The organism is Bacillus sp. FJAT-28004 (assembly GCF_001280845.1).
Lineage (GTDB): Bacteria > Bacillota > Bacilli > Paenibacillales > Paenibacillaceae > Pristimantibacillus.
The window spans coordinates 651304-676285 of sequence record NZ_LGHP01000001.1; the positions used below are offsets into that span (position 1 = coordinate 651304).

Annotated in this window: 26 protein-coding genes and 8 tRNA genes; 26 read left to right on the forward strand and 8 right to left on the reverse strand. The window is 44.2% G+C overall.

What is annotated here, in order from left to right; translation table 11 throughout:
- The first annotated feature begins 19 nt into the window (after positions 1–19).
- The 3 genes from cls (at position 20) to AC787_RS02635 (ending at position 1997) form a co-directional block, all read left to right on the forward strand.
- The gene (gene cls, locus AC787_RS02625; protein ID WP_235560886.1) at positions 20–1450 is read left to right on the forward strand and encodes a cardiolipin synthase; all 1431 of its coding nucleotides are present in this window, start codon (positions 20–22) and stop codon (positions 1448–1450) included.
- Positions 1451–1583: 133 nt separating this feature from the next.
- Entirely contained in the window at positions 1584–1763 is a 180-nt protein-coding gene (locus tag AC787_RS34345; protein WP_054026857.1) for a hypothetical protein, read from the forward strand.
- A 51-nt stretch (positions 1764–1814) separates the two neighbouring features.
- Positions 1815–1997 carry an H-type small acid-soluble spore protein gene (locus tag AC787_RS02635; protein WP_054023375.1) on the forward strand — a complete coding sequence of 61 codons (183 nt, stop codon included), beginning with the start codon at positions 1815–1817 and terminating at the stop codon, positions 1995–1997.
- A gap of 114 nt (positions 1998–2111) precedes the next feature.
- Here AC787_RS02635 and AC787_RS02640 read toward each other — a convergent pair whose 3' ends face one another.
- Positions 2112–2423 (reverse strand): hypothetical protein, encoded by a 312-nt coding sequence (locus AC787_RS02640; RefSeq protein WP_054023376.1) that lies wholly within the window; start codon positions 2421–2423, stop codon positions 2112–2114.
- Between the two features lie 85 nt (positions 2424–2508).
- The gene (locus tag AC787_RS02645) at positions 2509–2955 is read right to left on the reverse strand and encodes a cupredoxin domain-containing protein (protein ID WP_054023377.1); all 447 of its coding nucleotides are present in this window, start codon (positions 2953–2955) and stop codon (positions 2509–2511) included.
- Positions 2956–3122: 167 nt separating this feature from the next.
- On the opposite strand from AC787_RS02645, the gene AC787_RS02650 reads away from it, so the two are divergent.
- The 6 genes from AC787_RS02650 to AC787_RS02675 all read left to right on the forward strand — a co-directional run bounded on the left by AC787_RS02650 (position 3123) and on the right by AC787_RS02675 (position 8719).
- A complete protein-coding gene (locus tag AC787_RS02650; RefSeq protein ID WP_054026858.1) occupies positions 3123–3731 on the forward strand; it encodes a DedA family protein in 609 nt (202 codons plus the stop codon).
- Between the two features lie 65 nt (positions 3732–3796).
- Positions 3797–4363, forward strand: coding sequence for a thioredoxin family protein (locus tag AC787_RS02655; RefSeq protein ID WP_054023378.1), 567 nt, complete (start codon positions 3797–3799; stop codon positions 4361–4363).
- Between the two features lie 6 nt (positions 4364–4369).
- Entirely contained in the window at positions 4370–5035 is a 666-nt protein-coding gene (locus tag AC787_RS02660) for an MBL fold metallo-hydrolase (protein ID WP_414730929.1), read from the forward strand.
- Between the two features lie 23 nt (positions 5036–5058).
- Entirely contained in the window at positions 5059–7317 is a 2259-nt protein-coding gene (locus AC787_RS02665; protein ID WP_054023379.1) for a Tex family protein, read from the forward strand.
- 101 nt (positions 7318–7418) lie between these two features.
- The gene (locus AC787_RS02670) at positions 7419–7865 is read left to right on the forward strand and encodes an RrF2 family transcriptional regulator (RefSeq protein ID WP_054023380.1); all 447 of its coding nucleotides are present in this window, start codon (positions 7419–7421) and stop codon (positions 7863–7865) included.
- A 179-nt stretch (positions 7866–8044) separates the two neighbouring features.
- On the forward strand, positions 8045–8719 hold the full coding sequence (locus AC787_RS02675; RefSeq protein ID WP_082360606.1) for a nitroreductase family protein: 675 nt from the start codon (positions 8045–8047) through the stop codon (positions 8717–8719).
- Positions 8720–8908: 189 nt separating this feature from the next.
- Here AC787_RS02675 and cmpA read toward each other — a convergent pair whose 3' ends face one another.
- Positions 8909–9052: a cortex morphogenetic protein CmpA gene (gene cmpA, locus AC787_RS33615; RefSeq protein WP_152970569.1), complete on the reverse strand. Its 144-nt coding sequence runs from the start codon at positions 9050–9052 to the stop codon at positions 8909–8911.
- Between the two features lie 80 nt (positions 9053–9132).
- A complete protein-coding gene (locus tag AC787_RS02680) occupies positions 9133–9495 on the reverse strand; it encodes a hypothetical protein (RefSeq protein WP_054023381.1) in 363 nt (120 codons plus the stop codon).
- Between the two features lie 129 nt (positions 9496–9624).
- On the opposite strand from AC787_RS02680, the gene AC787_RS02685 reads away from it, so the two are divergent.
- From AC787_RS02685 to AC787_RS02735, 11 genes are all read left to right on the forward strand, one after another.
- The gene (locus AC787_RS02685) at positions 9625–10104 is read left to right on the forward strand and encodes a SprT family protein (protein ID WP_054023382.1); all 480 of its coding nucleotides are present in this window, start codon (positions 9625–9627) and stop codon (positions 10102–10104) included.
- A gap of 27 nt (positions 10105–10131) precedes the next feature.
- Positions 10132–10207: transfer RNA gene (locus AC787_RS02690), tRNA-Asn, on the forward strand.
- A 5-nt stretch (positions 10208–10212) separates the two neighbouring features.
- Positions 10213–10303, forward strand: a tRNA-Ser gene (locus AC787_RS02695).
- 106 nt (positions 10304–10409) lie between these two features.
- A tRNA-Glu gene (locus AC787_RS02700) sits at positions 10410–10484 on the forward strand.
- Between the two features lie 51 nt (positions 10485–10535).
- Positions 10536–10611, forward strand: a tRNA-Lys gene (locus AC787_RS02705).
- A 52-nt stretch (positions 10612–10663) separates the two neighbouring features.
- A tRNA-Leu gene (locus tag AC787_RS02710) sits at positions 10664–10748 on the forward strand.
- Positions 10749–10929: 181 nt separating this feature from the next.
- Positions 10930–11247 carry a hypothetical protein gene (locus tag AC787_RS02715; RefSeq protein WP_054023383.1) on the forward strand — a complete coding sequence of 106 codons (318 nt, stop codon included), beginning with the start codon at positions 10930–10932 and terminating at the stop codon, positions 11245–11247.
- Positions 11248–11357: 110 nt separating this feature from the next.
- Positions 11358–11432: transfer RNA gene (locus tag AC787_RS02720), tRNA-Glu, on the forward strand.
- 49 nt (positions 11433–11481) lie between these two features.
- Positions 11482–11557 (forward strand) — tRNA-Lys (locus AC787_RS02725).
- 48 nt (positions 11558–11605) lie between these two features.
- Positions 11606–11690 (forward strand) — tRNA-Leu (locus tag AC787_RS02730).
- Positions 11691–11854: 164 nt separating this feature from the next.
- Complete coding sequence (locus AC787_RS02735) at positions 11855–12100, forward strand: helix-turn-helix domain-containing protein (protein ID WP_054023384.1); 246 nt, start codon at positions 11855–11857, stop codon at positions 12098–12100.
- Between the two features lie 52 nt (positions 12101–12152).
- Here AC787_RS02735 and AC787_RS02740 read toward each other — a convergent pair whose 3' ends face one another.
- Positions 12153–12728, reverse strand: coding sequence for a 50S ribosomal protein L25 (locus tag AC787_RS02740; protein ID WP_082360607.1), 576 nt, complete (start codon positions 12726–12728; stop codon positions 12153–12155).
- 368 nt (positions 12729–13096) lie between these two features.
- Between AC787_RS02740 and AC787_RS02745 the strand changes: the two genes are divergently transcribed.
- Genes AC787_RS02745 through AC787_RS02755 form a run of 3 tightly spaced genes read left to right on the forward strand, consistent with a single transcriptional unit; the run spans position 13097 to position 16447 of the window.
- Positions 13097–14278, forward strand: a complete 1182-nt coding sequence (locus tag AC787_RS02745; protein ID WP_235560887.1) for a glycosyltransferase family 4 protein — start codon at positions 13097–13099, stop codon at positions 14276–14278.
- Complete coding sequence (locus tag AC787_RS02750; RefSeq protein ID WP_200930693.1) at positions 14278–15375, forward strand: glycosyltransferase; 1098 nt, start codon at positions 14278–14280, stop codon at positions 15373–15375. Before AC787_RS02745 ends, AC787_RS02750 begins: the two co-directional genes overlap by 1 nt.
- Positions 15365–16447: a mannose-1-phosphate guanylyltransferase gene (locus AC787_RS02755; RefSeq protein ID WP_235560888.1), complete on the forward strand. Its 1083-nt coding sequence runs from the start codon at positions 15365–15367 to the stop codon at positions 16445–16447. The genes AC787_RS02750 and AC787_RS02755 overlap by 11 nt, the downstream gene beginning before the upstream one ends.
- A 44-nt stretch (positions 16448–16491) precedes the next feature.
- Here AC787_RS02755 and AC787_RS02760 read toward each other — a convergent pair whose 3' ends face one another.
- Together AC787_RS02760 and uraA are read right to left on the reverse strand one after the other, a co-directional pair.
- Positions 16492–16830 (reverse strand): L,D-transpeptidase, encoded by a 339-nt coding sequence (locus AC787_RS02760; RefSeq protein WP_054023387.1) that lies wholly within the window; start codon positions 16828–16830, stop codon positions 16492–16494.
- Positions 16831–17094: 264 nt separating this feature from the next.
- Positions 17095–18396, reverse strand: a complete 1302-nt coding sequence (gene uraA / locus AC787_RS02765; protein WP_054023388.1) for a uracil permease — start codon at positions 18394–18396, stop codon at positions 17095–17097.
- 142 nt (positions 18397–18538) lie between these two features.
- On the opposite strand from uraA, the gene AC787_RS02770 reads away from it, so the two are divergent.
- The 3 genes from AC787_RS02770 to AC787_RS02780 all read left to right on the forward strand — a co-directional run bounded on the left by AC787_RS02770 (position 18539) and on the right by AC787_RS02780 (position 23113).
- Entirely contained in the window at positions 18539–18967 is a 429-nt protein-coding gene (locus AC787_RS02770) for an NfeD family protein (RefSeq protein WP_054023389.1), read from the forward strand.
- 6 nt (positions 18968–18973) lie between these two features.
- On the forward strand, positions 18974–19900 hold the full coding sequence (locus tag AC787_RS02775; RefSeq protein ID WP_054023390.1) for an SPFH domain-containing protein: 927 nt from the start codon (positions 18974–18976) through the stop codon (positions 19898–19900).
- A 183-nt stretch (positions 19901–20083) separates the two neighbouring features.
- Entirely contained in the window at positions 20084–23113 is a 3030-nt protein-coding gene (locus tag AC787_RS02780; RefSeq protein WP_235560889.1) for a carbohydrate-binding protein, read from the forward strand.
- A gap of 103 nt (positions 23114–23216) precedes the next feature.
- Here AC787_RS02780 and AC787_RS02785 read toward each other — a convergent pair whose 3' ends face one another.
- Positions 23217–24974: a sensor histidine kinase gene (locus AC787_RS02785; RefSeq protein WP_054023392.1), complete on the reverse strand. Its 1758-nt coding sequence runs from the start codon at positions 24972–24974 to the stop codon at positions 23217–23219.
- Positions 24975–24982 lie beyond the last annotated feature (8 nt).

A 24982-nucleotide genomic window follows, 5' to 3' on the forward strand; every position in this document is an offset into this window, starting at 1 on the left:
GAGAAAACGAGGTGTTATTTTGGCTATTGGGTTCATATGGCTGGCAGTATTATTATTCTTATATGTCTTACAATTAGCCGCCGTATTCGTGATGGAGCATCGTCGTCCGGCACAGTTAACAGCATGGCTTCTCATTGCTTTTTTGTTCCCGATTATAGGTTTTATTGCCTATGTCATGCTTGGCAAAGACTTTGTAAGACGCAGGCGTATGGAACGATTTAAGCAGGAGGCTATACGCTATGCGAACCAATTATCGAAGAAGGCTTTAGAGGCAGCAGACATGGGGAATGAGCAGATTGAGAGACATAAGAAACTTTTTGCAATGCTTACTGGCTTAGCTCCGTTTCCGATTACGTGTAATAATGAAGCATTAGTTCTGAATAACGGTCACGACACCTATGAAGCGATATTTAGTGAGCTGGAACAAGCGACCCATCATATACATATGGATTATTACACGATTCGTGATGATGAAATTGGCAGGCGTTTTTTGCAGGTGCTTACAAATAAAGCGAAGGATGGAGTACAGGTTCGAGTTGTTTATGATGGGATAGGCAGCTTGCATTTAAGTGAAGCATATATAAAAGAGCTTCACCTTGCAGGGGTTCGGACGAGCTGCTTCTTGCCGCCGCGAATCGCCTTCTTTGACAGAAAATTAAATTATCGCAATCATCGTAAAATCGTTGTTGTAGATGGGAAGGTTGGTTTTATCGGTGGTATCAATATCGGTGATGAATATTTAGGCAAGAATCCGAAGCTCGGTTTCTGGCGGGATACTCATTTGCGTTTGAAAGGCGACTCTGTTTATTACTTGCAGGAGTTGTTCATGAACGACTGGGCCTTCGCCGCTAAAGAAGAGCTGGATGGTAAAACGTATATGCCCCCGCATCATTGCCTAGGAAATGAACGAGTTCTAATGGTTTCAAGCATACCCGGACAACATGCTCATAAGATTGACGAGGTTATGTTTGCTGCGATAACAGCAGCGTCCAATAGGATTTATATAACCACGCCTTATTTTATTCCTGATGCGAGTCTGCTAATGAGTCTCAGAACAGCGGCGCTCAGCGGAGTAGATGTGAGACTGATCATTCCCGGCATTGCGGATTCCAAGCTCGTACTGCTAGCCACTTTATCCTATATGGAGGAGATGCTTGAAGCGGGAGTAAAGGTTTACCGTTATGAGAAGGGATTCATTCACTCGAAGGTAATGATCGTAGATCAATTGCTGGCAACTGTTGGAACGGCGAATGTGGATATGCGCAGCTTGCTTAGTAATTTTGAGCTGAACGCAGTGCTTTTTGATGAAGGGACGATTAAAAGGCTGGAAACCGATTTTATGGAGGATTTGAAGCATAGCCGGGAATTGGATAAAAGGATTTTTATGAATCGTCCGTCTCGGCAAAAGGCAGCAGAAGCTTTAGTTCGCATGTTGTCGCCGCTGCTGTGAGCGATGCATGCTTGGCTACGTTTTCGGGCATATTTTTCGAAGGTGGCTAAAACATGATGTCATTACCGCCGCGAATGCGAACTCAGCAGTACAAGTTATAAGTATTCGCAAAAACAATTGGGAGGGTATTACTGTGACCGATGCAAACAATGAGCAAAAACAAGGGGCAGATCCGAAGCACGAGGGTCGAGATGATTATTTTATGGATATCGACAGGATGGTAAATGAAGGATTGGGCGGCGGCAATGTGACGCTGCAAAATGGCCTTATTGACGAATCAACGACCGATACGATGGAGCACGAATCCAGATAATAAAAAACCAATAGAATGTATTTATTGAAAAAGACAGGAGGGGAAGGCAATATGGACGTAGCACGAGCGAAGCAAATATACGAATCGGAGCAGACATTCAAAGTTAATCTGGATGAGGATTCTGTCTGGATTGAAAATGTTGATGAGTCGAATGGGATGGCAACCGTTATGGTAGGCAATAATCCCGTGAACACAAAAACGGTATCCTGTGATCGATTGAAGGAAGAAAGTTAGTCGTCACATGATCAAGCAGTTTCATAAAAAAGACAAGAGGCTATCCCGATTCATGATGGGGTAGCCTCTTTTAGGACTTTGTACCATTCATTCACTTGGAGAACTTGAGCGGCATTACCCGCCAAATGCTTCTCTAAAGGCGATACAAAGCTGAGTGCGATCTACTTCCCATAGCTCTGCAATCTCAGTACTAACATTCTCTTCCCACCAATCGGCTTGGAGCTTCCGGTTGTTTCTATTTTCGTGGACCCAAATCAAGTTGACAATAACTTTTTTAAAATAAAGAGTCTCAGCCTGCTCCATCTTCTCCTTGGGTATCCAAATCTTCATCCGCTTCACGGTGCGGTACAGCTCGTTGCTGCAGGCTCTGCGAATTTTACGCGCAGTCGGTAAGCCGGCTGTATGTTTTGGCGCATTAGCTTTCATTGTAAACCGACTCCTCTCTAACCCATATGTATGCGCCTGGGGAGGAGGAGGTCACACGTTTAAGCTGTTTGCCTGCTTATTACATTCAATCCACAGTGATATAGCCAACCATTGGACCGCCATGGCGCATATCAGTATGGGTCAAGCATAAAATAGGATAAGTACCTTCTTTTTTGGCAGTGAATCGTACAATCGTCGTTTTGCCTTTTATCACTTCGCCCTTAATGTCAAGGCCTTCCACGACAAAAGGATGACTATCTCCACTTACTCCGGTAATATGCAGTTCGGTTAGCTCATCTTTTTGGACAACAATCTGACCCGGATCCCAGCGGTACATTTCATGCTCTTTGCCGTCAGCGGTTTGTGATTTGTACTCAACTGTAACAATCTGGAAGATTCGCGGCTCTGCTGGTTGTCCAGCTGCCTCCTTTGATCTGTCCCAGCTTAAGTAAACGCCGGTAAATACGATTAGGACAGCTACTACAATAAACAGTTGAATCTGTCGTTTACTTACAATAAAAACCTTTGACATGAAACGCTCACCTCATCTATTCGTATCATTTAAGGCTAGTCTATGCAGGGGCTTGTCAGCACATGACAAAAGTGGAAGGTTGTCTGTATCGTATGTTAGAATAGCTTCAGCGCAGTAATAGCAAGTGAAAGCCATATTTTATGCAGGAAGGCGGATTGAGAACAGAAATGGATTTTATTCATGAAATTTTGGACAATGTATTGCAATGGGTAGAGAGCTTAGGGTACTTTGGCATTTTGATCGGTCTATTAATTGAAGTTATACCAAGTGAAATTGTGTTGGGCTTTGGAGGTTACCTAGTATGGAAGGGGGATATTTCCTTCTGGGGCGCTGTAGCGTTCGGTACACTTGGTGCGATCGGACAAAACTGGATTTTATATTGGATTGGAAGATATGGCGGACGTCCAATCGTCGAGAAGTACGGGAAATATATTAAAATCAAGCAAAAGCACGTTGATATTTCAGAAAACTGGTTTAATAAGTATGGTGTAGGCATCGTGTTCACAGCTCGCTTTGTTCCAGTTATGAGACAAGTTATTTCAATCCCAGCGGGTATGGCAAGAATGAATTTTGGTCTATTTACACTTCTAACTGCACTTGCTTCACTGCCTTGGTCTATTTTATTTATTTATTTAGGAAAATCGCTAGGTGAGAATTGGGATAAAATCGATGAGAAAGCTGCGCCTTATGTACAGCCAGCCATCTTGATTGCAATTGCGCTGCTTATCGTTTATGTGCTTTTCAAATTTGTACGCTCACGCCGCAAATCGGTATAATGGAACAGTCAACCTTGCATAGTTTTCTGAGGAGTACCCATTAAATAGACGAAAGAGGGATTCATATGAGCAAAAGCATTGCAGATAAACTGGGTAAAGGTATTAGCCCGCAACAATTCATTGACGGCATGACCAAAAATAAAGAGCAGTTTTTGGATTGGTCGGAAAAGTTCGTTTGGACCGATGAGAGTGACAAGGAATACTTCGAATCGCTTAATAACCGTGATGATCTCCGCGTATTGATTCTGATGGCTGATTGGTGTGGCGATGTTGTGCGCAATATACCTGTTGTGTTCAAGGTGCTTGAGAACAGCGGTGTACCGACTGAAGTGCTTATTATGGAAGAGCATCTCGATACGATGGATCAATTTTTGACACTGGGCGGCCGTTCTGTACCTGTCGTTATCGTTGCAGATACTGGCGGAGCAGTACTGGGTCAATGGGGACCGCGTCCGACTCATGTTCAGGAAGCTATGCTTGCGTTTAAAAAAGAAAATCCAGACCGTGAAGCATCCGACTATCAAGAGAAGCTTGCGGTAACAAGGCAAGAAATTGGCCGTCGTTATGGAGAAGGAACCGCATATCAATCCATTATTGTGAAAGAACTCCGCACTTTGTTGGAGTCATTTTAAGCGATTATGAGTGAGAATATGCGAATTGAGACATTTACATTAGGCCCTTTGCAAACCAATGCTTATCTCATTACGGTGAAGGAGCCTGCTTCTAGCGATGGTGAAGAGCCGAAGGAACGCGCCATCGTCATTGATCCAGGAATGAATCCACGCAAGCTGATTGAGCGCCTAAATGGCGTTAAGGTCGAGGCAATCCTTCTAACTCACGCCCACTTCGACCATATGGGCGGAGTGGATGAATTGCGAAAGCTCGCTAATTGCCCTGTGTACATACATGATTTGGAGGCAGATTGGCTAACAGATCCGCGTAAAAATGGTTCAATGAGATGGCAGGATGTAACGCCTCCGCTCTCAACAGATGCTGCTGAATATGCATTGGCGGAAGGACAAACTTTATCGCTGCTTGGCTTATCTTTCAAAGTCATGCATACGCCAGGGCATTCTCCTGGCAGCGTCAGCTTCCTGCATGGCAATCATTTGTTCTCAGGCGATGTGCTGTTCAAAATGTCGGTTGGCCGAACGGACCTGCCCGGTGGACGTGAACGGGATTTATATGACTCCATTCGTTTGAAGCTGTACAAACTAAGCCCAGAAGTCATTGTATATCCAGGACATGGCGGTCGTACGACGATAGGTTTTGAGATGGCGAACAACCCTTATACGGGAGCATGAAGCATGAGGAAGGGGCATGACGTTTGACAGATACGAAGGTACAGCATTTTACAGATGATGCAGAAGAGAATGTTGGGAAATCGAAGTTGACAGCAGAACAGAAAGCAGCTGAAAGTCAGCGGATTATTACTGGCATTGCTGCGCAGTTATCGATCCCGGTAACAAAAGTGAAATCGGCAGTTGGTTTGCTTGATGAAGGCAACACCATTCCATTTATCGCTCGTTATCGCAAAGAGATGACAGGTGAGCTGGATGAAAATGATTTAAGAGCAATCGAAGAGAAGCTGCAATATATGCGGAACCTGGAAGAGCGCAAGCGCGAGGTTATTCGTCTAATAGATGAGCAAGGCAAGCTAACTGAAGCACTGCGTACGGCGATTACACAATCGGTCAAGCTGCAAGAGATTGAGGATTTGTATCGACCATACCGGCAAAAACGCAAGACTCGTGCCAGCGTAGCGAAGGAAAGAGGACTGGAGCCTCTGTCGGAGTGGTTATGGTCACAGCCACGCAGCGGTGATCCGCTTGTTGAAGCAGCCCGTTATGTGAATGTAGAAAAAGGTGTACCGACCGCTCAGGATGCTTTAAATGGAGCTTCGGACATCATCGCCGAAAATATTGCGGATGATGCTTCCATTCGCGCATGGGTACGTAAATTCACTTTCGATCAAGCGATAATTAAGACAGAAGCTAAAAATGCGGCGGAAGAAACGGTTTATGAAATGTATTACAGCTATCAGGAGCCAGTTCGAAAGCTGCCGCCACATCGTGTCCTTGCAATTAATCGTGCTGAGCGTGAGGATGTACTGCGCGTTGCATTCGATGTTCCAACGGAACGCATTCATGAGCATATCCAGAGAAAGCTGCTTAGAAACGGCACAGCGCAATCCGTACGTGATGTGCTTGTAACAGTCATTGAAGACTCTTATAAGCGACTTATCTCGCCATCTATTGAACGTGAGGTTCGTGGTGAACTGACAGAGAAGGCAGAAGAGCATGCGATTTCAATTTTCTCTGAAAACTTGCGCAATCTGCTGCTGCAGCCGCCGGTTCGCGGCAATATCGTGCTCGGTGTTGACCCTGCATTTCGTACGGGATGCAAGCTTGCGGTCATTGATGATATTGGCAAACTGCTGGAGGTTGCTGTATCCTATCCTACGCCTCCAAACAACAAGGTAGCTGAAGCAGAAAAACTTATAAATGGTTTAATTGATAAATATAAAGTGGAATTGATCGTCATTGGCAACGGTACAGCCTCACGTGAGACGGAACAATTTATTGCTACCTTGATAGGCAAGCGTAAAGCGGCCGGAGCGGGCGGCTCTGATCTTAAGTACATAATCGTCAATGAAGCAGGCGCAAGCGTTTATTCGGCCTCTAAACTCGCTCAGGAGGAGTTTCCAACGCTTGATGTCGCAGAGCGCAGCGCAGTATCGATTGCCCGTAGATTGCAGGATCCGCTTGCAGAGCTCGTAAAAATCGAGCCAAAGGCAATTGGAGTTGGGCAATATCAACATGACGTTAGTCAAAAGCGGTTGGATGAGACGCTTGGCGGCGTAGTTGAATCTGCCGTCAACCATGTAGGCGTTGATGTGAACACAGCTTCAGCATCATTGTTATCCTACGTGGCGGGCATCAACGCTACGATAGCGAAAAATATTGTTAAATACCGTGATGAGAATGGACGATTCATTAAACGCAACCAGTTGCAGAAGGTACCGCGCCTAGGCGCAAAATCGTATGAGCAATGTATTGGTTTCCTGAGAATTGCTGAACCAGTCAATCCATTAGACAGCACGCCTATTCACCCAGAGTCTTATGAGGTGGTAGACAAGCTGTTTAGTGAGCTTGGCCTTGGACTTAAGCAGTTAGGCTCAGAGGAGCTGAGAACGAAGCTTGCTGAGCTTGACGCAGATCGTATCGCGCCAACGCTTGGAGTCGGTGTACCTACCTTGCGGGACATTATGGACAGCCTGCTTCGTCCGGGGCGCGACCCGCGTGAAGAGCTGCCTCCTCCGATTTTCCATACGGATGTGCTCAATATCGAGGATCTGACTCCAGGAATGGAACTTCATGGGACGGTGCGCAACGTCATCGATTTTGGCGCGTTTGTCGATATTGGCATCAAAAACGATGGACTCGTTCATATTTCTCAGCTCAGCGATAAGTTCGTTAAACGTCCGATGGATGTCGTGTCTGTCGGCGATACAGTGACCGTATGGGTACTTAGCGTCGATTCAAAAAAAGGACGCGTTAGCTTGAGTATGCGCAAGCCTAACTAACGTTTTCCATATAAAGGGCTTGCCTGTTATGAGGCAAGCCCTTTATAATTTATCAAGTGCATGGGCATCGCCAACTACCCTACAAAAGGAGTGAGATGACTATGAAAACAGAAAAGGTAAGCGGATCTGCCCATTCAAAATGGTTTGGGCTCGCATTGCAAGCACTCGTTATTTTATCGCGCAAGTCGGAATGCTACCCAAGTGCAGCCATTGCCGGTTGCTTGAACTCTGAAGCAACACAATTGCGTAAAGTGCTGGCTAAGCTGGCAGCCGGACAGTTAATTGAAACGAGAGAAGGCCGTGATGGAGGATATAGACTGAAGCGCCCTCCAGAGACGATATCGCTAGCAGAGGTGTACACCGCCCTCAAAGTAGGAGAACCGCTTTGCAGCGGCATGCTGGACACGATCAGCTTGCATGAAGCTGGCATGAGCATGAAATCAGCATTCATGGATATTGCAAACGAAATTGAACAGAAAACGATCGAAACACTGCAACAGTTTACAATTGCGCAGCTGGCAGAAAAAACATTGCCTAATTCTTCTTAGAAAGTAATTAAATTTATTAAAGTTAGTCAATTGACAAATGTAACGACACGACCTATACTGTGTATATAAATGATACAGTTTATCTTTCATTAACTGTGCTGGGCGAAGCACAGTATATTCGTGAGATTAACTGAGTAGAATCTGGCACAGATAAAATAATTTCCTTTGGAGGGAACCATATGTCAACAACTCAAAGTGCTTCACAAGAAAAAGCTCAAACGAATGAGCAACTGGATGCAACATTCTTTAACGTTTTAAATAGCCGTCGTTCCGTTCGCGAATATGACAGCAGCGTAGTCATTTCTGAGGAAGAAATCAGAGACATTTTAGAAACTGCAATCAAAGCACCATCCTCATCCAATATGCAGCCTTGGCGTTTCCTTGTCGTAACGGATCCAGAATTGAAGCAAAAACTGCTTCCAATCGCATTTAATCAAAAGCAGGTTGCTGCTGCATCTGCGATTGTTATTGTTCTAGCTGATTTGGAAATGTACACTTTATCCGAGAAAATTTATGGATCAGCGATCCAAGCAGGTTTTATGACTGAAGAAGTGGGCAACAACTTTATTGCGAACTCTACGAAGATGTACTCATCTTTGCCGGCAGAGCGTTTGAAAGAAATCGTTGTATTTGACACAGGCCTTGTGGCGATGCAACTTATGCTGACAGCTCGTGCGAAAGGATATGATTCCGTTCCTATGGGCGGCTATAACCGTGATCAAGTGATGGAATTGTTTAATATCTCGGATCGTTATTTGCCGACATTGATGCTGCCAATCGGCAAAGCGGCTGTAGAAGGACGAGAAACAACGCGTTTATCGGTTGATGACGTCACTTTTTTCAACAAATTCTAATTTAATCGTAACTAATCAATAACAAAAAGCGACCCTCAGAAGATGAGGGTCGCTTTTGTTATTTTAATGATAAGTAGTTAGGAGTGCTCATTGACATTCTACATTTATTTCACCGTTTAAATGAGCGTATCCCTTATAAGAATGGCAGCAGCCGTATACGGTTATGTGGTTGGGCAGAGCTCCATTACATTACTGAAATTCGGTGCCCATTTCATCTTCCTTCAGACCTTGTTTGTTTCGGTAGAAATACCAGCAGTCATTAAGCAGCTTAATTTGTCTGCGATCTTTTTTCTGAAATGCACGCATCATTTGATTGCACAGCCACTGTGGCATACATATCGTTCTCCTTCCCCAGGCCTAACTTGTTGTAATACTACAATATGGGGAAGGGCGTGTGTCCGTGCAGGTCCTACCTATATACTCTGTTCTTCTTCGTATTCTTCGTACCACTGTTCAAGCTGAGCTTGCAAGGCGCGAATTTCTGTTAAAAGCGAAATAAGCGGATAGGACTTTTCTTGTACGCCAGCAAAATCCTTCTCAAGGCTGTTGATGTAATCCAGACCTGAAACGATCTTAATCGATGTATCATGCAGCTCGACATCGTTGCATTCAGCTACAGCATAAGGCAAGCTTGGAACATGCTCAGCCGTTAATTTATCGATTTCTTTATGAAGCCGGAGATTGAGCGCGCTTAGCTGATAAGCGTGCGAATCAGGCATTTCCACGAAAAAGATGCTGTCATTTTGTTTCAATAGGACATAGCGCATAGTTGCCATAATAGTAAGATCTCCCCTTTAGTATGTTACCGTACTTCTGCTACAATTTTTCTGCATATTTAATAATTCCTACTTGACAGTGTAGCCTATCGCAGCTTTAAAATTCAAGTAGTTGGGGGAGAATAATGAATGAATAACGAGGCGCTGCAGCAATGGGTTGAGCATATTTCGATAACCTTTTTTGATCGTCCTTTTTTACATCAAGCAACATTCAACAGCCGCCTTAAAGCAACGGGAGGTCGCTACTTTACAAGATCCCATAATATTGAGATCAGTCCACATCAGCTTTCGGCTTTCGGCCATGAAGAAACGGAGAAAATTATCAAGCATGAGCTTTGCCATTATCACTTGCATATATTGAAGCGGGGATACCAGCATCGCGACATTGATTTCAAAAAACTGCTTGCACAAGTAGGCGGCTCACGTTATTGTCAGTCACTTCCTGAACGCGCGCAGCGTAAGCAGCAGCCGTTTCGGTACAAGCTTTTTTGCACCAAATGTGGGATGGAGTACTTGCGCAAACGGAAGATTGATCCGGCTAAATATGCTTGTGGAAAATGTCGCGGAAAATTAGTGTTAAAAGTGATTGACAATCAAAGTAGTACATGATATATTATTACTTGTCACTTTTACTTTTCCCTGATAGCTCAGTTGGTAGAGCACTCGACTGTTAATCGAGTTGTCACAGGTTCGAGTCCTGTTCGGGGAGCCAGATTTGGAGAGATACCCAAGTGGCTCAAGGGGACCCTCTGCTAAGGGGTTAGACTGCGTAAGTGGTGCGAGGGTTCGAATCCCTCTCTCTCCGCCACATTTTTTTCACAAGTGTTTGTAACGGGAAGACCGTTCATCCGGTCTTTTTTATTTGCCACAGTGGTTGCAGCATCGTGAAAAATCTCAATTGAAGTGTTCTGTATGGCCCGTTGGTCAAGTGGTTAAGACACCTCCCTTTCACGGAGGTAACAGGGGTTCGAGTCCCCTACGGGTCACCAATTATTCACAAAATGTACTAGCTCTCTGTAGCTTGTTTACAATTGCAGCGAGAGCCATTAGCTCAGTTGGTAGAGCACCTGACTTTTAATCAGGGTGTCGAAGGTTCGAGTCCTTCATGGCTCACCATTTTCTTGAATTCAAAGAAGATGTGAGTGAAGGAAATTCGACTTATAAATGTGCGGTAGTGGTGGAACGGCAGACACGCTATCTTGAGGGGGTAGTGTCCCATGGACGTGCAGGTTCAAATCCTGTCTACCGCACCATAACTTACTCTTTGCCGATGTATATAGGTGAACTTAGAAGGTGTCATTTTGCATGCACTTTTCTGATAGATGATGCCACTTTATATTCAGATCATAAATCTGACTAGAGAGTGGTCTTTTTCATTATAAGTTGCTCGAGCCGTGAAAACAGATGCATCATTAGAGATGAGGAGCTGTAAACATGAAAATAAACTTAAACTTTACGAACAAGGGACAAGCAGCGATTGGCAAATTTAACAACGAGGAATTGCTTGAGATTTTCGCTCGTTACAGCAATACTTTAATGAAAAAATACTCGATCGAAGTAACTGTACCAGCAGAAGGCAATGAAGCGATTATCGAAAAAGGTAAATTATCGGTATATGTGGACAAAATCGAATGTGACGTCGAAACTTTCTTCAAAGAATTGGGAAGAGACGTTAAGGTGCCGCTCAAGAAAAGACTTACGCCTGAAGACAAGTTAGACAATGTATTTAAAGCTGAAACGATTGAATCGTAAAGCCCAAATATTATTTTAAAAAACTTGAGAAAAAATGCTTGAACATCTGATGAAAAGCTGATATAATCATTTTTGTTGTCTCAAGCATATTTGTTCTCTAAGTTCCAGACGGCCCGTTGGTCAAGTGGTTAAGACACCTCCCTTTCACGGAGGTAACAGGGGTTCGAGTCCCCTACGGGTCACCATTAATCCTCAAAGTGTACCAGCTCTATGGAGCTCGTTGCAGTCACGCGAGAGCCATTAGCTCAGTTGGTAGAGCACCTGACTTTTAATCAGGGTGTCGAAGGTTCGAGTCCTTCATGGCTCACCATTTGCTGCTTAAGCGAATGTGAGTGAAGGATCGTACAATTTACAATGTGCGGTAGTGGTGGAACGGCAGACACGCTATCTTGAGGGGGTAGTGTCCAATGGACGTGCAGGTTCAAATCCTGTCTACCGCACCAAAGCTTATAAATCGCACGGCTCTAGTGATAGAGCCGTTTTTTTGTGTGTTCTAACGAAATGAAGTCGTACTTATCGTCATATTCGAGAATGGGGAATACTAGAAGATGGAGTAGTTGATTATATATTCAGGTCGTTATATATTTATCGAAGTGGAGGTGTAGAAATGCCGGGGGTTCACAGTAATTTAAAAGAAATCATGAGAGCTAAGGATCCAAACTTATCTATCAGACAACTTGCAAAGGATATTGACTATCATTTTGATTCGGTTCGGAAGATGTATAAGGATGAGATGGTACAGTATCCACGGGATCTGTTATGGAGGTTATGCAAATATTTTGATGTAAGTCCTGGACAGTTTATCGTAGTCGTTCATGATGATAAAGATTTAGATGAAGATCCGAATAAATAAAAGGGAACCCTGTACATCCTGTATAGGGTTCCCTTTGATATTTAGTTAACAATTAGGCTGAAGCGACTACTTCTTCGGTTTGTGCTTGCGAGATTTTAACTAGCATCGCACCAGGATCGGACAAAACTTCTATACCTTCATGGAAGGAAAGGTCAGATACAAGTAGATGATCTCCTATTTTAAGACCGCTAATATCTACCTCGAATGCGCTCAGCAGATTGTCTGGCATGCAGCGAACCTCAACTTCGTACATCTCTACTTGAAGCATTCCTCCTTCTTTGACACCTACTGGTTCTCCGGAGAAATGAATCGTTACTTTCGAATCCAAACTTACATTCATATTCAATTGATAGAAATCAACGTGAACAATTTTATTGCTTAGCGGATCTCTTTGTATATTTTGAATTAATACAGGTTTATTCCCTTTTTCCGGGATGGCTGCATTTAGAATTGCGCGTGGGTTGTGCTTGATGACTGAAAGTATTTCTTTCTCACCGACGATAACAGAAATGCTGCCGACATCCTTGCCATATACAATGGCTGGTACCTGTCCTTGTTTTCTTAATAGATTAATTTGAGATTTACTTAAATCGACCCGTTCGTTTAATTGGATAGTATTGCTCATCATTTGTTGCCTCCTTATCGAATGGGGTGCTGTCAAACAGACAATAAAAAAGACTGATTAGCAATAGAATGTCTAATCAGTCCGCTAACGACCATATTTTCTTGTCATATGTTAATTTTATCACAAGTTCCCTACTTGTCAAATGCGTGTACAAATCTATCTCGATTGACAAGAAAATATGGTCGTGTTAAGGTTTAAACAGCAGATAGGAGCGGAATTGCAAGAAATGGCAGCATCTGAAAGCTGCTAAGTAATAACATCGGGATAGCTAAAAACCAAAAGCATATCGTTTGAACTCGGAAATAAAGACTTCTTTATTTCTTTTTTTTATTGTCATTTGTAAATATTTTTAAAATAAGGGAGTGATTTCTTTGAGTAAAGTTTTAATAAAGCGGAATGTAGCATTTTTGGGAACGAGCTTGCCAAGAGAATGCGGATTAGCTACCTTTTCTCAAGATCTGATGAACGAGATCGAACACATCCAGGATTTTAATGCACCACGAATGATTGCGGTTAATAATAACAAATCCTATGCCTATGGCAATCAGGTGATGGGTCAGATTGGACAGCATAATCGTGCAGATTATAGCAAAATAGCGATGGAGCTCAATCAATCAAACATAGATATGGTAGTTATTCAGCACGAGTTTGGTATTTACGGTGGGGAAAGCGGAGAGTACGTATTGGATTTGGCAGAGAAGCTCAAAATTCCATTCATCGTTATTTTTCATACCGTATTGTCCGAACCTAGCGATAAGCAGTGTTTAATTATGAAGCGGCTAGCGGATTTAAGCTTTAAGGTCATTACGATGGCGCATAACAAAATACAGGATTTACATGAAGTGTACGGTATAGAACTTGAAAAGATTGAGATGTTCCATCATGGGGTTCCTGTAGTCGCTACCGAATCTAGAAATGACCTTAAGAAACAGTTCGGTTATACTAATCGGCAAATTGTTTCGACGTTTGGTTTTTTAAGCCCAGGAAAAGGGATTGAATATGCGATTGAGGCCATGAGTGGAGTAGTGAAGAAGCATCCGGAAGCACTTTATATGATTTTGGGCAAGACGCATCCTGTTGTCAAACAAGAGGTCGGGGAAGTTTACAGAAAGAAGCTGACGGATCTAGTGGAAAAACTTGACCTTCAGCAGCATGTTACGTTTGTCGACAAACATTTGACGCAGGAGGAAGTTGTTCAATCTCTAGTATTATCAGATATATATATGACGCCTTATCTTGGCAAGGATCAGGCTGTAAGTGGAACACTAGCATTCGGGATTGGTTATGGAAGGGTGATTGTCTCGACTCCGTATCGCTACGCCGTAGAGATGTTGGCTGACGGAAGAGGATTGCTTGCGGATTTCCATGATTCCAAATCATTAGAAAATCATATTTTAAATATATTGGACAATCCGGATCTGAAAGTGGAGATGGAGAACAACACCCTTGCTTTAGGCAGCACGATGATGTGGAATGAAGTGGCCAAATCATATGCGGTACTTTTCCGTGAAACGATGGCACATCATTATGTGTTAAAAGGGAGCGCGGTTTAATGGGAGTAAGCATGATCAAGCCGCTGTTAACGGATTATTTGCGCACATTAACAGATGATACAGGCATTTTCCAGCATACTAAATTCGGTATTCCCGACCGTTCCAAAGGTTATACTTCCGATGATAATGCAAGAGCTCTGATTGCTGCAGTTATGCTGAATAAGCGCCGAAGAGATAAGGAGTCCTTGGGCCTTATAAATACTTACCTGGCCTTTATCCATCATGCTCAAAATGAAGATGGAAGTTTTCGAAACTTTATGGATTTCAACCGAGTGTTCATTGAGAAAACAGGGTCTGAGGATTGTCTGGGCCGTTGTTTGTGGGCGCTGGGGTTTACACTTTCGGAATCATCCGTACCTCATAATGTGCAAAATACGTGCAAATATATGATCAATCAGGCGCTGCCCCATGTGAGGAGCTTGAGATCTCCTCGAGCGATGGCTTATGCAATTATTGGTTTAACTTCAATGATGCAGACCGAGAATTCGCTTCATTATAAGTTCCCATATCCGAACATGGAAAGTGATGATCCAACCTTCCTTCAACAGGCTCAAATCGTTTCGTTAATTGAGGAACTTGCGATGCGGCTGTATACGCAATATGAAAGCAATAAGGGAGAGGGCTGGCATTGGTTTGAGGATCGTATTACTTATGGCAATGCCATGCTGCCATGGGCACTTTTCAAAGCTTCACATTTATCGCATAAAGAACCATTCAGACAAGCCGCTAAGGAAAGCTTGGACTTTCTAGCCGAAATCACTTTTGCAAAAGAAGGCTATTTCAAACCAGTCGGCAGTCATGGCTGGCTTGAGAGAGGTGGGGAAGCAGCATTATATGACGAGCAGCCGATAGAAGCTTGCGAGATGCTGCTAGCTTGCTTTGAGGCGTACAAAACGTTAGGGAAGGAAACCTATCGTATCCAAGCTTCGATATGTTATGAGTGGTTTCATGGACGGAACTCACGTCATGAATCGTTAATTGATGCAGAGACCGGCGGCTGTTATGATGGCATACATGCAAGCGGTCTAAATTTAAATCAAGGCTCGGAAAACATTGTCTCTTATTGCATTGCTCATGGGGTGATGCATGATGAATAAATTTGCTACGATTCTCGCAGGCGGAGGCGGAACACGTTTTTGGCCTTTATCCCGGCAGGAACTGCCAAAACAGCTGATCAATATTAGCGGCAACGATATTATGCTCAATGATACGATCGAACGCTTTAACGGTGTTATTCCGATGGAAAACACGATCGTAGTGACCAATCGCTCCCAAGCGGTGTTACTCGAGAGGATCATGCATAAGAGTGTTCAACACGTTAATATTTTGGTAGAGCCTGTCGCCAAAAATACGGCGGCGAGCATTCTCCTCGCGGCCTTATTTATTGAGAAAAACCACGGTGATTCTCTAATGGTCGTTTTTCCTTCCGATCATCATATTACCGAAGAGGATAATTTTAAGAAAACATTGGATGATGCATGCATCGTTGCTTTGGAGACAAATAAGATTGTTACGATTGGCATCAAGCCTACTTTTCCTTCAACCGGCTATGGCTATATCTCTTGCAAGAAAGATTCCTTCATTACGGAGCCGTGTCATGTTTATGAGGTGGCCGAGTTTGTAGAAAAGCCTAATTTTGCAAAAGCGCAATCTTACCTTCAATCCGGTCATTATTTATGGAACAGCGGTATGTTTATTTGGAAAACCTCATGCATTATTGATAATTTCAAAAGGTTTCTTCCGAGGCTCTTTAAAACATTGCTGCCTTTAATTGAATATATGGGTACGGAGCGCGAAGAAGAAATGATTAATGAGATCTATCCTTTACTGCAAAACATTTCAATTGATTATGGTATTTTAGAGCGCTGTGATGAGGTTGTAGTTATTGAAGGCGATTTTGGATGGAATGATATTGGAAGCTGGGATGCGCTTGGCGCGATTTTTCCTCCAGATGAGCATGGCAATATTGTCAAAGCCAACTATGTGGGAATCGAAACACAGAACTCCATCATTTATGGGGATGACAGGCTTATCACTACGATCGGAATTGATGGTCTAATTATTGCTGATACGAAGGATGCTCTGCTGATATGTGCAAAAGACAAGGCGCAAGAGGTAAAGGAAATCGTCAAAATATTGAAAGATAAAGGAATGCATGAGTACGCCTAAAAAGGCTAAAATGAACCCCGTGAAACCGAGAGCTGCCTGCTAGACTAAAGGCGAATGGTAACACGCGTGTTGATAGGCACTATTTTGGACAAGGCGAGCACATCATCGTTATACATTCGAATGCATCCGTGTGAAACAATATGGCCAATGGAAGAAGGATCGTTTGTGCCATGGATGCCATAATGCGGCTTGGAGAGTCCCATCCAGAAGGCACCGAACGGTCCACCGGGATTGGGCTGCTTATTAATAATCGTAAATTCGCCTGTAGGCGTTTGAGTTAACATTTTGCCGATGCCAACGGGAAAAGCTCGAGTGACGACGTCGCCGTCCAGCAGATAGAGCTGACGATCAGAAAGATCGACGATAATACGGTAGTCGGGCATTGGGGACTCACTCCTTTTCTCCTATGTTATGTAGAGCGGCTGAGATTTGCTTCAACCTTGCGGCAGCGCAATGATTTATAAATAATGGTGAGTTTAAAGGCAATAAGAGGGCTGGTAATGGGGTTACCACTGCCTTGCTTAGAAATAACGGCATAAGAGTAATATCTGAAAAGCAGCTTAGCGAATTTTTAGTAGAAATGAGCATGGAAAAATAATAGATGTCACAAATAAAAAGGGGTCTCCTAGGAGACCCCTTTTTACTGTTTAGTGACCTGATGATTCGTGGTCGTTGGATAGCTTAAGTACGTCAAACACTTTGAACAACAGGCTGAGTACAATAGCTACTACGGTTGCGAGAGCCATCCCTGTAAGAGAGAAGTCCCCGATCGTTAGCTTTACGCCGCTAAGACCAGTAACAAGAACGACGGTTGTCAAAAATAGGTTTGTAGGTTTGCTGTAATCCACTTTGGATTCAACGAGCATCCGAAAGCCGGAAGCGGCGATAACACCGAACAGCAGCAAGGACACCCCGCCCATAACCGGCGCAGGAATACCGGAAATAAGCGCAGAGAATTTACCGGAGAACGAAAGGATGATTGCAATGACGGCCGCGCCGCCAATGACAAAGGTGGAGTAAACCTTCGTTATCGCAAGAACGCCAATATTTTCACCATAAGTCGTGTTAGGCGTAGAGCCTACGAAGCCCGATAGAATAGTAGAAATCCCGTTGCCCAGCATCGAGCGGTGGAGACCTGGATCCTTCGATAGGTCTTTGTTTACGATATTGCCAGTAACGACCAGATGCCCAATGTGCTCAGCGATGACAACTAGCGACGCAGGCGCGATCGCAATAATCGCCGTCCATTGGAATTCTGGGGTAGTGAAATGTGGCAATTGCACAAAGCTATTCTCAGCGAGCTTGCTGAAATCAGTAAAGCCCATGAAATAGGCAAGCACATATCCTGTAATAATACCGATCAGAATCGGAATGATACGCATGAATCCGCGGAATAGCACGGAGCCTAGTACCGTTACGGCAAGAGTGATGGTGGAGAGAGCTACGATTTTTGGATCAGGGCTCCATGCGACGGTCGGGTCGGCATCGGTCGGAATGATCCATCCTGCCATTCGAGCAGCTACTGGAATGAGTTCTAAACCGATAATCGCGACGATTGCCCCCATAGCAGCAGGTGGAAATACGACGTTGATCCAGCCAGTGCCGGCTGCTTGGATGATGAGAGCGACAATCGTGAAGATGACGCCCGAGATAATAAATCCACCTAGTGCAGCCTCATAGCTGCCTCCGCCCGCATGATTGCCAATAACGGCGCCAGCTGGAGCAAGAAATGCAAAGCTCGAGCCCAGATATGCCGGAATCTTATTGTTGCATATCCAGAGATAAAGCAGCGTTCCAATTCCGTTCATGAGCAAACAGATTGCAGGATCTACACCGAGTATATTCGGTACGAGCACGGTAGAGCCGAACATCGCAAATAAATGCTGCAAGCTTAGCAGAAAACTTTGCAGGGTAGGCGGTCTTTCATGAACCCCAATTGCGCTTTTCATGAGTATAAGCTCCTTCATTATAATAGGTTGTCTATATTTGACCCTTGTTGATTCTACATAGTGAAGTAGTGGTTTGACAAGTGTTTTCTTATCATAGGATGTTCATAAACGAATACATTAATGAAGAAGGGGAGGTGAAAGGATGGAATTGTGGGTGATATGGCTCATTCTCGCTGGCATATTGATAGTCGTGGAAATGCTGACGTTAACATTTTATTTGCTTTGGCTTGCCATTGGTGCTGTAATCGCAGCAGCCATTGATTGGTTTTGGCCGGGCTCTTTTGTACTGGAGTTGGTAGCTGGCTGCATTGTTGTTCTTATATTGACTTTATTTACAGGTCCAATTACTCGTCGTTTCCATGCCTCAAAAGGTTTTAAGGACGCTGTGGACGAGCTCGTGGGCAAGCAAGGAATCGTGCTGGAGGCTATTGCTGCTGAAGTGCCCGGTATCGTCAAGGTGGGAAATGAAACGTGGAGTGCTGTATCGCATGAGCAGTTGTTGAAGGGTGAAGCTGTCAGGGTTGTCAGTCGTGGAAGCGCAGTGCTTCAAGTCGAGAAATGGGGAGGCTAACCGTATATGGGTTATATTGTTGCCATTATTTTATTAGCAATCGTCGTCGTTTTTGTAGCGTTATCGATCAAAATCGTACCTCAGCAAAGGATTGGCGTTGTAGAGCGTCTAGGGAAGTTTAACCGACTGCTTACGCCTGGCGTCAACATTCTGATTCCGATTATTGATCATGTTCGAACCTACCATGACTTGCGGATTCAGCAAGCAAACGTGCCGCCGCAAACGGTTATAACGAAGGATAATGTTCAGGTTAAGATCGATACCATTATTTTTTATCAGGTGACCGGTCCAGAGCAAGCTACATACGGCATATCTGATTATGTATACGGGGTGCGGAATATTAGCACGGCTACTATGAGGCAAATTATTGGCAAAATGGAGCTTGATGAGACATTATCAGGGCGCGAGAAAATATCGTCCGACATTCGAATTGCTCTTGATGAAGCGACAGAGAAGTGGGGCGTACGTATTGAGCGGGTAGAGGTCATTGATATTCAGCCGCCAGTGGACATCCAAGATGCAATGGATAAGCAAATGAAGGCGGAACGGAGCAAACGAGCGATGGTACTTGATGCAGAAGCGGCGAAGCAGGATATGATTTTGCGCGCAGAGGGTGATAAGCAAAGTAAAATATTGAAGGCCGAAGGCGATAAGGAGGCCCGAATCCGTCAAGCGGAAGGACAACGCCATGCTCAGGAACTGGAAGCGCTTGGTGAAGCGAAGGCCATTCAATCCATTGCTGAAGCAGAGAAAAGTCGAATCGAGCTTATACGCTCTGCAGGCCTCGATGATAATGTGCTGACATACCGTTCGCTCGAGGCATTATCTGATATTGCTCAGGGAGCCGCGAATAAAGTGTTCATTCCAACGAGAGCAATTGATACGCTTGGCAGCATTGGAGCGATAGGTGAAATGCTTAAAGCGAGCAAATGACAATGATGGTTGCCAAAAATCATGTCCCAGGAGCAGAGTATTCTGCTTTTGGGGCATTTTTTTCTGAAAGTTAGTGGGTTTGGAGTACGAATCGTAACATTCTTGGATAGTTCGGTATTAGATTCGCCATTAAACTAAAAAAGAAAGCGCTTTACATTAAACGGTTAAGAGGAGGAAATGATGTTGAGTAGTTTCAAATTCAAGAAAGGCTTGTCTATTATTTTCGCATTGCTCGTTTTATTTCAAACGGCAATGGGGGCTACAGCGACAATAGCCGAGGCTCAGACGTCAGGAGCCGCCGTAAGCAGTCAATCCTTTGAGGCGGAGGCAGCGGTGAATCAACTCAGCGGCAAAGCAGCTGTTAAGGACTGTGAGCCTGCGGTTGGTTGTTCAGGAAATCAATTGGTAGGCAGTCTATGGGGTGGCTCCGCTTTGCAGTTTAATGCTGTGAATGTGACGGCTGAGGGTATTTATGCCATGACAGTGCATTACATATCGGGCGACCCTAGATCGTTAGCCGTAAGTGTGAACGGAGGGGGAAGCGATCGTTATGATCTTCCGAAAACGACAGATTGGAGCACGCGAGGGACTTACGAGATACAGCTGGAGCTTTGGCAGGGCGAGAACGTCATTCGCTTCGACGATGAGGGCGGATACTCTCCGGATATCGATAAAATCGAGCTCCGATTGCTGGATGCTGGGCCGGGAACTGACCCGAATGAACCACCGGCTGGCAGTGGACAAGTATATGAAGCGGAAGGACAGGATAATAAATTAACGGGCAACTCTGCCGTACGGTCATGCAAGACGGAAACGGAATGCTCCGGTGGAACAAAAGTAGGTGACATTTGGGGCGGATCAACGCTGCTATTCAATAAGGTTATCGCTCCATCGGAAGGTGTCTATACCTTGAAGGTGAGCTACATTTCCGGTGATCCTCGCTCCTTTGCCATTAGCGTGAACAATAGCGAGAAAGAGACCTATTCCCCTCCCGCAACCGCGAACTGGGATACGGTTAGCACGTTTAGTATAGAGGTGCAGCTGCAAGCTGGAAGCAATACCATCCTATTTGACGATAACGGTGGTTGGTCGCCGGATATTGATAAAATCGAAATCATCAGCTCCCAGGCACCAGGCGAGAACCCGGGTGATGTCGAGGGGATTGGCAATATTGGCGCGGAAATCGATGCTAGCAAATTTGGCTCAATTAATGTGAAGGAGCATGAGTCGGGCATTACTATAACAAACGGTGCCAACAAAATCATTTATAACACAGAATCAGGACTTGCGGCTTTTGAATGGAACAACAAGACGATTGCCAAAGGGTTGTACAGCAGTATCCAATTAGACAAGCAGCTGGACAGTAAAAACTACGCTGAGCATCTGTTCGTCATGAATAAAGTTGAGAAAATAAAAGACGGTCATGGCAAAGGCATTCGGGTGACGATTGAAAATCGTGAATCCGGACTTCCGACGATGAAGCAAATTTATCAAATTTATGAAGGCTTGCCTTATTTTCTGATTAGTCAGCAAGTAACAGGCGAAGCGACGCTTAGCACCAATGATATGGCTCCTCTTGTACTTAATGCGAAGGGTGGAATCGACATTGGCACCAACTCGGATAATAGGGTGCTGGTCGCTCCATTCGATAATGACGCGTGGTCCAGGTACCAAGCGCGGACGATAAATACGAGCCTGAACAATAATAACTATGTGAGCTCAGAATTGACTGCTATTTATGATAATACAAGCCGCAATGGACTGGTCATTGGATCGGTTACGCATGATAAATGGAAAACGGGCATATTTTGGAGCGGTTCTAATGATCGCTTAAACAAGCTGAAGGTATATGGCGGGTTCTCTTCGCCTACCTCGACACATGATACGATTCCGCATGGAAAGGTAACGGGAACGACGCTCACTTCACCACAAATTCTCGTTGGCTACTATGCAGACTACCGTGAGGGCCTTGAGAGCTTCGGCCAAGCGAACGCAGCGGTTGCTCCGCCGCTGTCTTTCAAGCATGGCGTTCCGAAAGGTGTACCCGTGGGCTGGAATAGCTGGGGTGCCTTTGAAAGCGACTTAAGCTACGATAAAGTAGTTGCTGTGTCTAATTTCTTTAAGAAAAATTTGCAAAAGGAATCATTCGCGAATAAAGGCAATGTGTATATTAATTTGGACTCCTATTGGGATAACCTGACTGAGGAGCAGCTTAAGCAAGCCGTTAAGGTTATTAATAAAAACGGACAAAAAGCCGGCATTTATTATGGCCCATTTGTTTATTGGGGCGATAACATGAGCCAGCTTGTTGAAGGCACAGATGGGAAATATACGTACGGTGATATTATTCTGAGGGATCAAAGCGGAAACCCGCTGCCGAAGGTAGACGGCGCCTACGCGATTGATCCGACTCATCCAGGCGCTAAACAGCGTATTGAATATTATTTCAAACGGTTTCTCGATTACGGATACGAGTATATTAAGATTGACTTTCTAAGCCATGGCTCCTTCGAGGGCAAGCATTTTGATCCAAATGTGCAAACGGGTATCCAGGCTTACAATCAAGGTATGGCTCATATTAATAAGGTGCTTGGCGGGAAAATGTTCATCAGCGCCTCCATTGCTCCTTTATTTCCGAGTCAATATGCGCACGCAAGACGAATCTCATGCGATATTGACGGCACACTGAGTCGAACAGAATATCAGCTAAATAATCTTACTTATGGCTGGTGGCAGAACGGAACGATCTATCCGTATACAGATCCAGATTATATGACACTTGCGAAGGGCGGCTCGTTCGATGCTGCGCAGACTCGGGTCAATTCAGCGGTCATCTCCGGCACTGTATTTCTAAGCTCAGACGATGTTAGTGATCCTGCAGCACAAGATTTAATGAAGAAGCTGCTGACTAACAAACAAGTGAACGAGGTTGCGCTTAAAGGTCAGGCTTTCAAGCCAATCGAGGGCAACACTGGAACAGGAGCTGCGGATACGTTCATCATGCAAGAAGGGAAGAACTACTACCTCGCGGTGTTTAATTATACGAATGAACCTGTGTCGAAGACGATAGATTTTGAACGTGCAGGCATTTCTTCGTCCTCCAAAGTGAACGTAACGGACTTATGGACGAATGCCACCAGTCAGGTTACGGGACAACTAAAGGCAGACTTGAATGGTGCGCAATCGAAGCTTTACAAAATTACTGTAAAATAGTTTGGCAGCAAGGATAAAGAATAGTAAATGTGAATGTACGCAAGGTTGAAAAAAATCCCTCAAGCAGATGATGCTTAAGGGATTTTTTTTGTCTAGCTTGCTTTTAACGACCAGGGATTCGTATCGTGACTGTCGTGCCTATTCCTAACCTGCTGTAAATAGAGACGCCATACGAATCGCCATACAAAAGCTTAATTCGATTGTCCACGTTACGAATGCCATAACCAGACAAGGTGTCGCCGCTAATCGGCAGCTCTTTTCCGCTATGACCGCGCATATGCATGCCCATACCGTCGTCAATGACTTTAAGAACGATATCAAGGCCGTCACGATAAGCTTTTATCATAATGTTAATACCGAGCTTGTCGTCCCAAATGGAATGGTTCATCGCGTTTTCTACGAATGGCTGCAGCGTTAGCTTTACGATTGGGCAGGGGAGCACGGACTCGTCAATTTGATAATGTACACGAATAAGCTCACCGAATCTCACTTGTTGAATAGCGACGTAGTAGCGGGTAAGCTGTATTTCTTCATGGATCGAAAGTTTGTTTTTCCCTTTGCTGAGTGATATCCGGTAAAATTTTGCTAGATCAGTAACCATTTTGTTCATCCGTTGATCTGAATTTCTAATGGCAAGCGACGATATGGAGGCCAGTGTATTGTACAAAAAATGCGGGTTAATTTGTGCTTGAAGCACATTCATTTCGGCTTCTCTCTTATCGATTTCTTTCTTATATACGTCGGAAATTAAATTGCTCAGCCGCTGTGCCATTTGGCGCAGCACGTTTCCGATCTGACCAATTTCATCGCGACCAAGCGGTCTAATGTCGAGCAGATCAAATTCTTCTCTTTCTATTCGGCGGATCATGCCAACTAAATAATCTACACGTTTCGTGAATTGTCTAGCTGCAACGTAAATGAGCAGCGTCATAAGTCCGAAGCTGATTAACGCAAAAATTAAGATCCGCTTAGCTGTGTTATTGGCTTTGGATAAGAAGCTGCTGTAAGGGACAAGGGAGACGCTCTTCCAGCCGAATTTGGTCGTATTATAAACGACGAGCATTTTTTCTCCATTAAAGCTGCTGTCAAATCTACCTTCTCTGCCGCTCGGGAATTCATCCTGCACATATTGACTTAGCGGACGGTCCAACATGCTTTTGTCTTTAGCGGACATAATGAGGCCTTTATCATTAACGATTAGTATCGTTTTCTCTGGCGTCTCTTTTTCCATCAAACGGAAGATATCCGATTCCAAAATATTAATGGTTAAAATGCCGTAAGCATTATCAAGATTGCTAATATTAAGCATACGCGTCAGGGTGAACATGGATGGTTGGTCAACAACGGGCGGCGTTGCTACAAAACGAACATTACCGTAGCTGTTAAGCAGTGATCGATAAGTAGTCGACCTTCTGAACGCATCGTCCATTCGTTTAATATAGACACCATCAGCTGGAAGCGAATCGTTATTGATATAAATTGAGATCGAATGAATATCTGGATTCGTAGTAAGCATATTCGAAAAGGTGTTATTGATGTATTGATATGCGTCGACAAACAGAGAGGGCTCCTGAGTATAGTTGTTCGTTAAGTAAGCGCGCAGCGTATTGTTCAAATAAAGATTGGCTGAGAGCTTAATGTACGTATCCAGTTTATTTTCTAGATTCGAGTTGATTTGAGCGACGGACGAAACGGAGTTCGTATACATTTGGTCAGAAAGCTCACTTTTTATGGTCTGATAAGAATATAAAACAAAAAATACTAAAGGAATAATAGCACCGAGTAAAAACATGACAAACAGCTTTTCTCTTAGCCGTAAATTAATAAAAGGCTTGGTCAGCCAGCTTGCTACCCTTTTCATGCTCACTC

Bases quoted from the DNA above. Each gene is read 5' to 3' on its own strand.
- AC787_RS02635 (WP_054023375.1), top strand. From the start codon at position 1,815: ATGGACGTAGCACGAGCGAAGCAAATATACGAATCGGAGCAGACATTC.
- AC787_RS02640 (WP_054023376.1), bottom strand. From the start codon at position 2,423: ATGAAAGCTAATGCGCCAAAACATACAGCCGGCTTACCGACTGCGCGT.
- AC787_RS02645 (WP_054023377.1), bottom strand. From the start codon at position 2,955: ATGTCAAAGGTTTTTATTGTAAGTAAACGACAGATTCAACTGTTTATT.
- AC787_RS02650 (WP_054026858.1), top strand. From the start codon at position 3,123: ATGGATTTTATTCATGAAATTTTGGACAATGTATTGCAATGGGTAGAG.
- AC787_RS02655 (WP_054023378.1), top strand. From the start codon at position 3,797: ATGAGCAAAAGCATTGCAGATAAACTGGGTAAAGGTATTAGCCCGCAA.
- AC787_RS02660 (WP_414730929.1), top strand. From the start codon at position 4,370: ATGAGTGAGAATATGCGAATTGAGACATTTACATTAGGCCCTTTGCAA.
- AC787_RS02670 (WP_054023380.1), top strand. From the start codon at position 7,419: ATGAAAACAGAAAAGGTAAGCGGATCTGCCCATTCAAAATGGTTTGGG.
- AC787_RS02675 (WP_082360606.1), top strand. From the start codon at position 8,045: ATGTCAACAACTCAAAGTGCTTCACAAGAAAAAGCTCAAACGAATGAG.
- cmpA (WP_152970569.1), bottom strand. From the start codon at position 9,052: ATGCCACAGTGGCTGTGCAATCAAATGATGCGTGCATTTCAGAAAAAA.
- AC787_RS02680 (WP_054023381.1), bottom strand. From the start codon at position 9,495: ATGGCAACTATGCGCTATGTCCTATTGAAACAAAATGACAGCATCTTT.
- AC787_RS02685 (WP_054023382.1), top strand. From the start codon at position 9,625: ATGAATAACGAGGCGCTGCAGCAATGGGTTGAGCATATTTCGATAACC.
- AC787_RS02715 (WP_054023383.1), top strand. From the start codon at position 10,930: ATGAAAATAAACTTAAACTTTACGAACAAGGGACAAGCAGCGATTGGC.
- AC787_RS02735 (WP_054023384.1), top strand. From the start codon at position 11,855: ATGCCGGGGGTTCACAGTAATTTAAAAGAAATCATGAGAGCTAAGGAT.
- AC787_RS02740 (WP_082360607.1), bottom strand. From the start codon at position 12,728: ATGATGAGCAATACTATCCAATTAAACGAACGGGTCGATTTAAGTAAA.
- AC787_RS02750 (WP_200930693.1), top strand. From the start codon at position 14,278: ATGGGAGTAAGCATGATCAAGCCGCTGTTAACGGATTATTTGCGCACA.
- AC787_RS02755 (WP_235560888.1), top strand. From the start codon at position 15,365: ATGATGAATAAATTTGCTACGATTCTCGCAGGCGGAGGCGGAACACGT.
- AC787_RS02760 (WP_054023387.1), bottom strand. From the start codon at position 16,830: ATGCCCGACTACCGTATTATCGTCGATCTTTCTGATCGTCAGCTCTAT.
- uraA (WP_054023388.1), bottom strand. From the start codon at position 18,396: ATGAAAAGCGCAATTGGGGTTCATGAAAGACCGCCTACCCTGCAAAGT.
- AC787_RS02770 (WP_054023389.1), top strand. From the start codon at position 18,539: ATGGAATTGTGGGTGATATGGCTCATTCTCGCTGGCATATTGATAGTC.
- AC787_RS02775 (WP_054023390.1), top strand. From the start codon at position 18,974: ATGGGTTATATTGTTGCCATTATTTTATTAGCAATCGTCGTCGTTTTT.
- AC787_RS02785 (WP_054023392.1), bottom strand. From the start codon at position 24,974: ATGAAAAGGGTAGCAAGCTGGCTGACCAAGCCTTTTATTAATTTACGG.